Source organism: Anaerosphaera multitolerans (genome assembly GCF_004006535.1).
Lineage (GTDB): Bacteria > Bacillota > Clostridia > Tissierellales > Peptoniphilaceae > Anaerosphaera > Anaerosphaera multitolerans.
Genome location: NZ_RLIH01000007.1, coordinates 1 through 12,589, shown reverse-complemented (window position 1 = coordinate 12,589; position 12,589 = coordinate 1). Strand labels below are relative to the sequence as shown.

The window sequence follows — 12,589 nt, the reverse complement described above, 5'->3', positions numbered from 1 at the left end:
CTTAACCTCCATTAACTTGTAGATATCTTTCTTTTCTCTTTATTAAGTTATCTATCTCTTTTTTCCCTTCTTCATATTTCCTCTTGTTACACTCTATCCAAATATTTTCTAACTCCTTATCATCTTTAACTTTAAATACTACAAAATAGACAAATTCCTCTTCCAATGTTCTTGTTAGTCCTGGACCTTTTATATCAACTTTTATTACCTGCTCTTCTTCAAGGAGACTAAGAAATATATTTAATGTTCTTGTTTTATAAAAACCCTCTACCTTAATCATTATGCTACCCTCTCTATTAATGGATATATGCCATTATTCTTTAATAACTCATATAGAAACAATCTGCCTTTTTGTGTCCAATAGGTGTGTAATCTTGTATCTAATCTTCCATCTGACCTTTCAATCTCCACTGTTCTACTGTTCGTATAGCCTAAACCTGAATACTTTTGATATAAGAGCCATGTTCCACTCTGTTTATACTGTATACCTAACTCATGTAACTTTTTATTTAAAGCTTTACCACTCATACCATAATCTTTAGCTATTTGTGTAATACTTATTAGGCTTGGACTGTTTAATATCTCATCATAGTAAGTAGCCTTAGGCTCTAATTCCTTTATTCTCTGTTTGTTAACGGTATTACTTAATGTTAAATTATTAATAGTGTTATTAGCTATCTGTAAAGCTCTGGCCATAATTTTATCAGGTGAGTTAAACTCCTTTTCCACCTCAATAAAGTACTGTCTTGCTTGCTTTCCCTTTTCTGTTCTTTGTATCATAGATAACTCTTTGGCCATATCCAATTTAATTATATGATCTATTGATGGTCTGCCTCCTTGAGGTTTATCACTTTTTTGTGAAAAACTCATAAAATCAACCTTTTCAATAAAACCGTAATCAATCATTCTTTCAAACCATTGTGTATATGGTGTTTCAACTTCTAAAAACTGATGTAATAACCTACCGCTAATACAAGGCTCTTGATTTTCATTTAATTCTATTTTTAATAATTCGTTCATATTTAGCTCCTTTCACATATCCCCATTTTTTGGTATAATGAAAGTAGCGTATTTTGCAATACGTTTCTTTCCACAGAAGTAAGGTCGGGTTGGGGAACTCGTTTAAGGCCTTACCTCTGTGCTTTTTTATACCATTATTCAATCTAATCATTTTTACTTACAACCTCTTCATCTAATAAATTATATCTTTTTCGGATATACTCTTCAGGCACTCTTCCTCTTATTGTCATAAAACCCTTTTGTTTCAATTCTCTATTAACTTCTGCCATAACCTTATAACTCATAGATAAACTGATATTTAAAATTTCAGCTACATCTTCAACTTTTATTAGCTTAGCCATTCTTTACTTCTCCTTTCTCTTCATAGCCTAACCTATAACGATATAACGGACACTTTTTTATTGGACATTCTTTAACTTCTTTAAAACTTTGTCCCGAACAATCTAAACATTTTTTTCTAATTGCTTGTTGTCTTGTTAATCTTTTACTATCCATCATAAAATCAATTCTATGTCAATAACTCCATAGCATACTACCCACCTTTCTACTTTAAATTACTTCTTAATACATTTGCATATCTGATGAAAATAAATCATCTAAGCTACAGTTATAATAACTCGCTAATTTTCTCATAATATTTAGTGATGGATTCTTAGCTTGTCCATTTTCCAATTGACGTAAATACATTTCACTAATATCTAAATCTTTGGCCACTTCCCTTTGTTTTTTATTAGCTTTTACTCTTGCTATTTTCAAATTAATATTTCTCACACAATCACCTCTATTCGTAAACGTATTTACGATTTACTCGTTTGTAAATTCGTTATTATCATAATACAATATCTATATATTTATTGTCAATACCTTTTGTAAATATTGTTGTAAATATTTCGTAAGTATATTTGTTACTCTATATTGCTATTTTTTTTTATGTAATATATAATTTCATTAGATGCGGAGGTAAATTATGAATTTTGGAGAGATATTAAAAAAATTAAGGTCTGAAAAAAGAATTACGCAAAAAGAATTAGGAGAAATCATAGGGAAAAGTAACAGAGTCATCAGTTACTACGAAAATGAAATAGGCAAAGATAACTATCCTGACAAAGAAACATTAGAAAAAATAGCAAAATATTTCAATGTGTCGATAAGTTATCTTATGGGATTAGACACCGATAAAATGAGTCCAGAAATGGTACTATTAGATAAATTAATTGATAAAACTTCTGCCGGACTTATATCGTGGGCTGAAATAAATAACTCTTACGAATTTGATTTAGTTTACGATTTATCCAATACATCATTTCCTTTTGAATCAACTTCTAATGGTCCTTATGGTACAAATTATTCTATCGAGTCTTTCGATACCAAGGTATTTGACCTTTATATCGCCAATATCGGTGGCAATGAATATTTACTAATTAATTATAGTGACCATCCTAATAATAGTATTAATTTATATATTATTACAGGCGAATCTGAGGAAGATATAATACATATCGATGAGAGCACAGCTGGATATTTATTAAAAGACTTGCTGGAAATTGTGAAAGGCGAAACTGATTATAACCCAACAAAAAAAATAAAGAATTTAATTGACGATTTAGACAATTTAAATAATCAATCTAATCAAACCCAAGATACTAAAAATAATTCTTTTGAAGCTGATGATTATGAAATGCCTTTTTAATTCATAAATAACCATAGTTTATACAGCAGAAACCCCAGTTAATTCTACATTAACCTGAATTATGGAAACATTAACCAAGTTTATGTATGCAATAACATAATAAATGTATACATTAATAGCATGGCTATAGCTTAGCCATAACTTAGCTATAAAAAATAATGGCAATGTCATAGCATACCTATAGTAAAACCCCACCACTATAAGTTTGTTTATAATTAAATATTGGAGAAAGGAACGAAAAATATGCCATCAAAGAGAATGAAGAGCAATCCTAAAAAGTGGTATTGTTCTTTTTATTATACCGATTTACCAGGGCAATAGAAAAAAGAAGAAAAAAGAGGGCTTTAACTCAATGAGGGGGGCTGACGATTGGGAAAGAGATTTTCTAAACAATATTAGTCTAAATCCTGAAATGAGTTTCAAGGCTCTAAGTGAGAAATACCTAAACGACCTTGACGAAAGAATAAAACTAAACACTTATAAAACTAAAGAAACTTACCTATCTGCTCATTTATTACCTTATTTTGGTGATATGACTATAGGTAATATAACCCCTCTTGTAATAAGAGAGTGGCAAAATCAAATATTAAAGGCTAAAAGTCCACGAACTAAGAAAGAGTATAGTCAAACCTATTTAAAGTCTTTAAATACTCTATTATCAGCTATATTTAATTATGCTGTAAGGTTTCATGGCCTGAAAGAAAATCCATGTTTAAAAGCTGGTTCCATAGGAAAAACCACATCAGATAATGAGATACAAATATGGACTTTGGAAGAGTTTAATAAGTTTATTGATACAGTAGATAGACCCGATTTGCATTTAGGCTTTAATATGCTTTATTGGTCGGGTATGCGTATAGGTGAGTTATTAGCCTTAAATTGGAATGATATAAACTATTCAACTAATACCATTAAAGTAACTAAATCATATCAAAGAATAGAGCAGGAAGACGTCATAACAGAGCCTAAGACTACCAAAAGTAAAAGGGATATTATTATGATTAAATCTGTTATTGATAAGATAAAGGATTTTAAAAAACAAGTCTATAAACCCGAGGGCAAAGACAGGATATTCCCATATCAAAGGCGGGTATTTGAGAAAGCCATAAAACGATACTCTGCCACTGCGGAACTTAACGAAATAAGAATACATGACCTTAGGCACTCCCATGCTTCACTATTAATAAACAATGGTATAAATGTTGTGGCCATATCTAATAGGCTTGGCCATGAAAAAGTAGATACAACTTTAAATATATATTCTCACCTGTTCCCTAATTCAGACAATACATTAATCAATAAATTAGAAAATTTAGAAAGGAATTTAAAATGAATGAAACAGCTACATCTACAACATTATGGCATTATATAATAACAATATTATCATCTGCAGTAATAGCATCTATAATTACAGGCAGTATAAATATTTATTTAAGCAAAAAAGAACATAAGAAAAATATGCAACTATCCGAAAAAAATAATTTCAGTAACGTTATTACCTCTGAAAGAAAATTATGGGTAAATAATATCAGAAATATCCTATCTGAATTTATGGCAGAAGCTGAAAGTTATCCAGAAACAAATTTAAAGAAACTATATCTTCTGAGAAATAAACTGTTCTTATTTTTATTTCCAAAAGAAAATAGCCATAAAAAAATTATGAAAATGGTTGACTATATAACAGTATCTATCCATTTAGCTTTTGATTCTGAAATAGAAGAGGAAAAAGAAACTCATTCCAATAGAGCTGATATTTTAAGAAAAGAACTTTTAAAATATTCACAAATTTTATTAAAAACTGAATGGGACATAATAAAAAAAGAAATAGAAAACGACAGTTTGACCAATGAAGAAAAAGAATTCCAATATAATGAAAATGAAAATATTTTGATTAACCATTATAGTGAAAGTAACATAACTATACCAGATGTTAATCTCAATGATTCAGAAGTAGCACAGATAAATAACAAGTATTGTGATATGATTGATAAGTTTATTGATGATGAAATATATAATAGATATTCTAAATCTGATTTTGAAAGCGATATATCTGATTTAATTGATTCATTTGAAAAAGAGCCTTAAAACAGGCTCTTAATTTATTAGTACGATTTTAGTACGATTAACTTTTTATAAATCGCTGTATGTATGGAGCTAACGGCGGGAATTGAACCCGCGACCTCTACATTACCAATGTAGTGCTCTACCTACTGAGCTACGATAGCATAATATTATATTTAAATCATTAAAAATTTAAGGTTGGTTAAGTATTCCCTCTTTGACTATTTTCTATATTTTAACCCAAAAATCAACGAAAACCTGATACGGCTGATGACAAATCACTTTCAACAAACAACTAACAAATATCACTAACAATATTAGAACCTATCAAAAGTTTTTAACAACATTTTAATCTTTATCATACTTTTAAAGATTACCATTACTGTCAAACTTTGTCAATATTCTTTAATAATTCTGTTATTGTCTTTCTATTTTGGGGAAGTTTAAAAGTTTCTATTATATTTTAAAACATTTATATCTGTTCTTAAAATCCTAACTTTTAAAATATAGTCCCCTATTTTTAGCATTATATAAATATAAAAAAGTGCAGCTAACTGCACTTTAATCTTCATCTTCTTCCTCTGATTCCTCTTCTAAAATCTTTAGCTCTATTTTTTCTATTCTGTTATCTTTAACAGACAACACTTTTAATAAAGCTATATTCTCAAAGTTTACCACTGCTCCTACTTGATCTGGACTTGGGATATAACCTAACAATTCCACCGCTAAACCTGAAATAGTCTCGTGATTATCAGAGTGTAATTCTATATTTAATTCTTCATTTACATCGTCTATGTCCATAAAACCATCAACTAGGTAGAGATCTTCACCGATTTTTTCCATTCTAGGATTTATTTTATCATACTCATCTTCTATTTCTCCAACTATCTCTTCCACTATGTCTTCGACGGTTACTATTCCAGAGAATCCTCCATATTCATCTATTAACACAGCTACGTAATTTTTAGTGTTTTGTAATTCCTTTAAAAGAGAATCAATTTTTTTTGTTTCCGGAATGAAGTAAGGCTCCTTTAAAACTTTATCTATATCAATGCTCTTATAGTCATTTTTAGAATACTCCACAAAGAGATCTTTTAAATAGATAATTCCTACAATATTGTCGGCCTTTTCTTTAAATACCGGAACTCTTGAAAAACCGCTGTCCAAAATTTCATTTATTTTATTATTGTCAAACTCATCATAGTCAATCATATATATTGACGTTCTTGGAGTCATTATCTCATGGGCCATTTTATCATCAAAGTCCATGATTTTAACTATCATTTCCTCACCGGATAAATTTATTACACCCTGTTCCTGAGACACTCTAATATAGGATTTTAACTCTTCTTCAGATATCCTTTCCTCAACGTCTTCAGAATATTGTCCAAGTGCTTTTAATACAAAGGTAGTTGAAAAAGACAGAAATTTAACAAAAGGATAGGTGACTTTAGATATAAAATCAATTATCCTCACCGAAGCCAATCCAACCTTTTCCGCATTTTGAAGCGCTATACGCTTTGGTACAAGCTCTCCAAATATTATAGTTATAAAAGACAACAAAATAGTTATTAACGCTAAGGAAATAGTTGATGCATAAGGTATTCCCATATCTACTAACACCATAGCCAAATAAGGTGAAAGTGAAGTTGCTGCCGAAGCTGATGAAAACAAGTTAGCCAAAGTAATACCTACTTGAATAGTTGATAGAAATCTCGTTTGGTCACTTGTAACTCTTAAAAGAGCTTTTGCCTTTTTATTTCCCTCGTCCGCTAAAGTTTGAATTTTATTCTTATTACTTGATACCATTGCCATCTCTGCCGATGCAAAAAAAGCATTTAAAGCTGTTAAAAATACTATTATTAAAATTTTAGGCAAGAGACTGGGCCCGCCACTGTCCATTTACATTCCTCCAAAATAATTTTATAATAATTATATCAATAATATATTATAATTACCATACTATGTATAAATATATTATTTTTCGGAGGAAATATGTTTTTTATATTTGGAATTAATGAAAATAAAAAAAATATTGAACATAATTTTGATTTAACTATTCACAATTGTGGCAAGTATGCCAGAATTGAAGCTTATGTAACTTATTATGTTTTCTCTTTATTTTTTATTCCCATTATTAAATGGAATAAGAAATATTATTTAAAATACAATTGCTGTAATAAAATTTATGAATTGGATAAAAATCTGGGAATGAGATTGGAAAAAGGAGAAAACATCCAAATTAGAGATGAAGATTTAACTAATGTAGGGTATGATTACGGTCTTATAAGGTGTCCAAATTGCGGAGAACTTTGCAATCCAAATTACGATTTTTGTCCACGTTGTGGCAATCCTTTAAAAAATTAAAAGGAGAGTTATTCCTCTCCTTCTAATAAGTTCTTTACTTTATCCTCTACGGTCTTTAAAGAACTTTTATTTTTATAATTTACTTCTTCAAGTTTTTCAGTACCATCTTTTTTATCATATACTACAAAATCTCTTAAATCTATAAAGCCAATAATACTTACAGCTAGTATTAAAAGTACACCTACTTTAAAAACAAATCTTTTCATTGAGTTACATTTACCCATCTTTCAAAGTCACTTGCCTTTTCCAGATCCTCAATAGTTAATTTAACAGCTGAGTTTGCCGAGCCTGCTGCCGGATAAATTATTTCTTCTGCCTTTAAAGACTCATCTAAATAAACTCTACAACCGTCTTTTATTGCAAAGGGACATACTCCTCCCACTGCATGACCGACTAAGTTCACAACTTCCTCAGCGCTTAGCATTTTAGCCTTGTATGCAAACTCATCCTTAAATTTTCTGTTGTTGATTTTTGCATCTCCCGACACGACAATTAAAAAAGGGTTGCCTTCCCTATCTTTAAAGCTTAGCGTCTTAGCTATTTGGTTAGACCTACACCCCACTGCCTCAGCTGCTAAACTTACCGTTGCCGACGATACGTCAAACTCACTTATTCTATCTTCCAGTCCTTTTTCCCTTAGGTGTTCCACCACTTTTTCAAAAGACATTATTCTTTAAGCCTCCTTTGAACTTCCTTATAATTTCCCATATACCTACCCAGTTCACTGTAAAAGTCCTTTGAGTGATTAGGGTGTTTAAGGTGAATTAATTCATGTAGCACCACTAATTTGATTTCATCTATGGGCCGTTTAGCCAAGTTTAAATTTAAGTTTATCAAACCTCTTTCAGGATAACAAGTTCCCCATCTACTTTTCATTTTTCTAACAGTGTAACTTTTCTCTTTAAGTCCAGTAATTTCTCTTAATTCCTCAAATATATTCTCTAGAACTTTTTTTAATTCTTCTCTATAAAAATTTTCAACTTTTAGTTCATCTGTTAGATAATTTAAAGTATCTCCCTTTAAAAGTTCCCCGAAAAGATAAATTTCACCTTTTTCTATATTATTTATATATTTTTTACTTCTGGCTCTTTCAACTAATTTTAAAAGTTCTTCTTCATTTTCCTCAACTACCTTCATTATAGCTTTTTTACTCATATACTTGGGAGCCGATACCAAAAGAGCTTCAGTAGAAGCTGAAACCCTTATATTTTTTATATTCTTTTTAGTAATTTTAATTTCAATATCCATTATAGCAACGGAGACAACAGTCTACTTACTCCCTCTCTTACTTTATTTATAATAGGCCTTTTCTCATAACTCTCCAAAGTCAGTTCCGTCGACAACTTTACGTCATTTTCAAAATCCTTAATTAAAGTTGCCGTCACTTCCTCGTCAAATATAAAGGCATTTGCTTCAAAGTTCAATTCAAAGGACCTAATATCAAAATTTGCCGTACCAATACTGGAAAGGTAATCATCACAGCAAATTACCTTGGAATGTAGAAAGCCTCCTTCATAAAAGTATGCCCTACAACCCCATTCCAAAAGTTCTCCTATAAAAGAAGTACTTGCCCAATGAACAAAGGGATGGTCCCGTGTTCTTGGAATCATAATATTAACTTCACAGCCTGAAAGAGCTGCCACCTTTAAAGAATTAAATAATCCGTCATCAGGTACAAAATAAGGTGTCTGTATATAAATATGCTTCCTTGCCCGTGAAATTATTTTATCAAATCCGTTCCTTATGGAATCCGCTTTTGTATCCGGTCCGCTGGTAACTATACATATGTCCTTATTTCCATATCTCTTTTCATTAGTTATGGGGGTTATAAAAGCTCCATCTTTTTCACTGGCGGCAAATCTGTAATCCAAGAAAAATCTAAACTGCAGTCCCATCACTGCAGGCCCCATAATTCTAATATGCTCATCTCTCCAAAAACCGAATTTTTCATTTTTGGAAATATATTCATCGCCTACATTAAGACCTCCAACATATCCTATTTCATGGTCTATTACTATAATTTTTCTATGGTTTCTATAGTTCATATGGGTATTGAATTTTCCAAATAGTCCCGGGAAAAATATAGCAAGCTTAACTCCGTTTCTTACTAAGTCCTTCCTATCTCTAGACGTCAGTTTTCTTGCACCCATACCATCTACAAGTAATAAAACCTCTACTCCCTCTTTAACTTTTCTTTTAAAGAGTTCCATTATTTCAGTTCCCAGACCGTCGGATTTAAAAATATAGGATTCAAAGTAAATTGAAGTCTTTGCCTTTTCCATATCGTCTAAAAGTCTTTTAAACATATCTCTTCCATCATTGAACATTTCAATATCGTTCCCTTGATAGAAAATTTCATCTTCAGAGACGTTAAACATCTCTATCATTTCAACGTAATCCTTAGTCCTTTCATTTTCAAAGACATACTTGCCACTTCTTATATCATTTAATTGTTCCTGTGCATTTTTTTGCATTTTTACTTTTATTATATCTTTTTTATCAAACATCTTCTTTTTTGAAAGGTCCTGTCCTATAAATAAATATAAAATAAATCCAAAGATAGGCAAAAAGTTAATAGCCATAACCCAAAGTAAAGTTGAAGTGGGTTTTTTCCTCTCCAAAAATATTATAACTCCGGTAAAGAACAGATTTATTAAAAATAAAATACTGTAAGATCGCACAAAGGATACAAATATATTTCCGTAGGCATTAAAAAAATCCAAAAGGAAATAATATATTTCTAAAAGCATAGCATCACCACTATTTTAAATTTTTCTTAGATTTATACCTTGCTTGTGAATTTAAAATACTCTTTCTAATCCTAAATGTACTTGGAGTTATTTCAATTAATTCATCATCTTCAATAAATTCCAAAGCTTCTTCCAAGCTCATATCCTTAATTGGAGATAATCTTAAAGCCTCGTCAGACCCTGATGCTCTTACGTTAGATTGCTTTTTAGTCTTTGTAACTGAAACTTCCAACTCCACACCTTTAGGAGATTGACCCACTATTTGTCCTTCATATACATCGCTGCCCGGTTCAATAAAGAGTACTCCTCTTTCCTGGGCATTATGAAGTCCATAGGCGGAAGCCACTCCTGTATCAAAGGAAACTATAGAAGCATCTACTCTCTTTGGAATTTCTCCCTTATAGGAAGCGTAGGAGTCAAATACTGAATTTAAGATTCCATTTCCCTTAGTATCGGATAAAAACTCATTTCTATAGCCTATAAGACCTCTTGCCGGTATTTTAAATTCAAGTCTTGCATAACCGCCTGTAGGTTCCTGCATAACCTCCAACTCGCCTTTTCTCATTCCCAGTTTTTCTATTACAGTTCCTACAAATTCATTGGATACATCTACTGTAACTTTTTCCATAGGCTCATATTTTTTCCCATCAATAGTTTTAAATAAAACCTGCGGCTTGGATACTTGAAATTCATAACCTTCTCTTCTCATGTTTTCAATTAAAACACTTAGGTGTAATTCTCCTCTACCGGAAACTTTAAAAGAATCTGTAGAATCTGTCTCCTCAACTCTTAAGCTTACATCTGTCTGTAATTCTCTAAATAATCGGTTTTTAATCTGTCTTGAAGTTAAAAACTTACCCTCTCTTCCTGCAAAGGGAGAGTCATTTACTGAAAAGTTCATGGAAATTGTCGGCTCTGAAATCTTTACAAATTCCAAAGGAGTAGGATCATCCTCACTACAAATAGTATCTCCAATATTTATATTTTCTATTCCTGTAATAGCTACAATAGAACCCGCTTTGGCTACTTTTACAGGAACCCTCTCAAGTCCTTCAAATTCATAAACCTGTGCTATTTTAACTTTTTTAACATCTTGAGGATTTAAATAATTTACTATTACCACTTGGTCGCCCTCGTGAAAAACTCCTCTTTCAACTTTCCCTATTCCAATTCTGCCAATATACTCATTATAGTCAATTGTGGAAATAAGCACTTGAAAAGGTGATTCCACATCACACTTAGGACCGGGTACATATTCAATTATGGTATCAAAAAGAGGATCCATATTAGTTCCCTCTTCCTTTAAATCCAAAGTTGAAATTCCCTGTTTTGCCGAAGTATATACGAAAGGACACTCTAAAATTTCTTCACTTGCACCTAAATCTATAAATAAGTCCAATACCTCATCCATTACTTCCTCAGGTCTTGCCTCAGGCCTGTCAATTTTATTTATACATACTATTACAGGCAAGTTCAGCTCAAAGGATTTCTTTAATACAAACTTAGTCTGCGGCATTGGTCCCTCAAAGGCATCTACTAAAAGTACAACGCCATTTACCATCTTTAAAACTCTTTCCACTTCTCCGCCAAAATCAGCGTGCCCCGGCGTATCAATAATATTTATTTTAACATCTTTGTGTTTTACTGAAGTGTTTTTGGAAAGAATTGTAATTCCTCTTTCTCTTTCAATATCGTTAGAATCCATTACCCTGTCTTCCACCACTTGATTTTCTCTGAATATACCTGATTGTTTTAAAAGTGCATCTACAAGCGTGGTCTTTCCATGGTCTACATGGGCGATTATCGCTATATTTCTAACGTCGTCTCTATAATTCATAGTTTCACATCCCATCTATTAAAGATAAATTATAACACAATTTCACACATACTGTAAAAAAACAAAAAAATATATCTAGCAGCTCAGATAAGCTTAGATATATTTTTTAATAAGTACTAATAATTTTTTACCACTATAATTTCATTTTTGTTAAGTACCAGACTGTCCGTTAAAGCCTTTACCAAAAGCAAGCCTCTTCCACAACATTTAAGGTCTCTAAAATCATAGGAATTAAAGTCATATTTTATTCCACAGCCTTCATCTTTTACTTTAATTATAATTGCGTTGTTTTCAATAGTTACGTTTAAAGAAACACATTTTTCTTCATTTTCTTGATTTCCATGAATTACTCCATTTATAACCAATTCATCTAATATCAACCTCAAGTCAAACATCAATTCCTCGTCCGGAATATGGTCCCTTAAACCGACTAAAACATTTTTTAAAAAAGGTCTTACTTCACTTAAATCACTGGTCACAGTCCCTTTAAAACTAAATATGTTCTCCATTGCTCTCACTCCATTGCATTTAACATTTACCCTGAAAATTCGCATTTAAACTCTTTTCCCAAATTAATCAATTGTTATAAAATATACTACAATTTTTCCACTTTTTAGATTATAATAAGAGAATATGGATATAAAATATTATGTAATATATTTGAAAGGAGAAAGACATGCAAAAATACGAATGTGTACTATGTGGATATATATATGATCCAGCTGTAGGCGATGAAGACGGAGGAATAGAACCGGGCGTTGCTTTTGAAAATCTACCTGAGGATTGGGTATGTCCTCTATGTGGTGCTGGAAAAGAAGATTTTGAACCATATGAAGATTAAAAAACAGGAACTCCAAGGAGTTC

General features: G+C 31.3%; 17 protein-coding genes and 1 tRNA gene. 5 read left to right on the top strand and 13 right to left on the bottom strand.

Going from position 1 to position 12,589, the window contains the following annotated elements:
• Window position 1: 1 nt before the first annotated feature.
• From EF514_RS05960 to EF514_RS05945, 5 genes are all read right to left on the bottom strand, one after another.
• Window positions 2-280 carry a hypothetical protein gene (locus tag EF514_RS05960; RefSeq protein ID WP_127724520.1) on the bottom strand — a complete coding sequence of 93 codons (279 nt, stop codon included), beginning with the start codon at window positions 278-280 and terminating at the stop codon, window positions 2-4.
• Window positions 280-1,020 (bottom strand): phage antirepressor KilAC domain-containing protein, encoded by a 741-nt coding sequence (locus EF514_RS05955; RefSeq protein WP_127724519.1) that lies wholly within the window; start codon window positions 1,018-1,020, stop codon window positions 280-282. Before EF514_RS05955 ends, EF514_RS05960 begins: the two co-directional genes overlap by 1 nt.
• Window positions 1,021-1,163: 143 nt before the next feature.
• Entirely contained in the window at window positions 1,164-1,361 is a 198-nt protein-coding gene (locus EF514_RS05950; protein ID WP_127724518.1) for a transcriptional regulator, read from the bottom strand.
• Entirely contained in the window at window positions 1,354-1,518 is a 165-nt protein-coding gene (locus EF514_RS10815) for a hypothetical protein (protein ID WP_164845556.1), read from the bottom strand. Before EF514_RS10815 ends, EF514_RS05950 begins: the two co-directional genes overlap by 8 nt.
• 63 nt (window positions 1,519-1,581) lie before the next feature.
• Window positions 1,582-1,791 carry a helix-turn-helix transcriptional regulator gene (locus EF514_RS05945; protein WP_127724517.1) on the bottom strand — a complete coding sequence of 70 codons (210 nt, stop codon included), beginning with the start codon at window positions 1,789-1,791 and terminating at the stop codon, window positions 1,582-1,584.
• 196 nt (window positions 1,792-1,987) lie between these two features.
• Between EF514_RS05945 and EF514_RS05940 the strand changes: the two genes are divergently transcribed.
• From EF514_RS05940 to EF514_RS05930, 3 genes are all read left to right on the top strand, one after another.
• On the top strand, window positions 1,988-2,710 hold the full coding sequence (locus EF514_RS05940) for a helix-turn-helix domain-containing protein (protein WP_127724516.1): 723 nt from the start codon (window positions 1,988-1,990) through the stop codon (window positions 2,708-2,710).
• A gap of 352 nt (window positions 2,711-3,062) precedes the next feature.
• Window positions 3,063-4,043, top strand: coding sequence for a tyrosine-type recombinase/integrase (locus tag EF514_RS05935; protein WP_127724515.1), 981 nt, complete (start codon window positions 3,063-3,065; stop codon window positions 4,041-4,043).
• The gene (locus tag EF514_RS05930; protein ID WP_127724514.1) at window positions 4,040-4,795 is read left to right on the top strand and encodes a hypothetical protein; all 756 of its coding nucleotides are present in this window, start codon (window positions 4,040-4,042) and stop codon (window positions 4,793-4,795) included. The genes EF514_RS05935 and EF514_RS05930 overlap by 4 nt, the downstream gene beginning before the upstream one ends.
• 64 nt (window positions 4,796-4,859) lie before the next feature.
• Here EF514_RS05930 and EF514_RS05925 read toward each other — a convergent pair.
• Together EF514_RS05925 and EF514_RS05920 are read right to left on the bottom strand one after the other, a co-directional pair.
• Window positions 4,860-4,935: transfer RNA gene (locus EF514_RS05925), tRNA-Thr, on the bottom strand.
• A gap of 397 nt (window positions 4,936-5,332) precedes the next feature.
• Window positions 5,333-6,673 carry a hemolysin family protein gene (locus EF514_RS05920; protein WP_127724513.1) on the bottom strand — a complete coding sequence of 447 codons (1,341 nt, stop codon included), beginning with the start codon at window positions 6,671-6,673 and terminating at the stop codon, window positions 5,333-5,335.
• A 93-nt stretch (window positions 6,674-6,766) separates the two neighbouring features.
• Here EF514_RS05920 and EF514_RS05915 point away from each other — a divergent pair, with 93 nt between their 5' ends.
• Window positions 6,767-7,138 carry a zinc ribbon domain-containing protein gene (locus EF514_RS05915; RefSeq protein ID WP_127724512.1) on the top strand — a complete coding sequence of 124 codons (372 nt, stop codon included), beginning with the start codon at window positions 6,767-6,769 and terminating at the stop codon, window positions 7,136-7,138.
• 8 nt (window positions 7,139-7,146) lie between these two features.
• Here the strand turns inward: EF514_RS05915 and EF514_RS05910 are convergent, their stop codons facing one another.
• From EF514_RS05910 to EF514_RS05885, 6 genes are all read right to left on the bottom strand, one after another.
• On the bottom strand, window positions 7,147-7,344 hold the full coding sequence (locus tag EF514_RS05910; RefSeq protein WP_127724511.1) for a hypothetical protein: 198 nt from the start codon (window positions 7,342-7,344) through the stop codon (window positions 7,147-7,149).
• A complete protein-coding gene (locus tag EF514_RS05905; RefSeq protein WP_127724510.1) occupies window positions 7,341-7,805 on the bottom strand; it encodes a YbaK/EbsC family protein in 465 nt (154 codons plus the stop codon). Before EF514_RS05905 ends, EF514_RS05910 begins: the two co-directional genes overlap by 4 nt.
• Window positions 7,805-8,386, bottom strand: coding sequence for a M48 family metallopeptidase (locus tag EF514_RS05900; protein WP_240649019.1), 582 nt, complete (start codon window positions 8,384-8,386; stop codon window positions 7,805-7,807). The genes EF514_RS05905 and EF514_RS05900 overlap by 1 nt, the downstream gene beginning before the upstream one ends.
• Window positions 8,386-9,861 (bottom strand): cardiolipin synthase, encoded by a 1,476-nt coding sequence (gene cls, locus EF514_RS05895; protein WP_240649018.1) that lies wholly within the window; start codon window positions 9,859-9,861, stop codon window positions 8,386-8,388. The genes EF514_RS05900 and cls overlap by 1 nt, the downstream gene beginning before the upstream one ends.
• Window positions 9,862-9,898: 37 nt before the next feature.
• The gene (gene typA, locus EF514_RS05890; protein ID WP_127724508.1) at window positions 9,899-11,725 is read right to left on the bottom strand and encodes a translational GTPase TypA; all 1,827 of its coding nucleotides are present in this window, start codon (window positions 11,723-11,725) and stop codon (window positions 9,899-9,901) included.
• 116 nt (window positions 11,726-11,841) lie between these two features.
• Window positions 11,842-12,234, bottom strand: coding sequence for an ATP-binding protein (locus EF514_RS05885; protein WP_127724507.1), 393 nt, complete (start codon window positions 12,232-12,234; stop codon window positions 11,842-11,844).
• A gap of 167 nt (window positions 12,235-12,401) precedes the next feature.
• On the opposite strand from EF514_RS05885, the gene rd reads away from it, so the two are divergent.
• Complete coding sequence (rd, locus tag EF514_RS05880) at window positions 12,402-12,566, top strand: rubredoxin (RefSeq protein WP_127724506.1); 165 nt, start codon at window positions 12,402-12,404, stop codon at window positions 12,564-12,566.
• The last annotated feature ends 23 nt before the right edge of the window (window positions 12,567-12,589 follow it).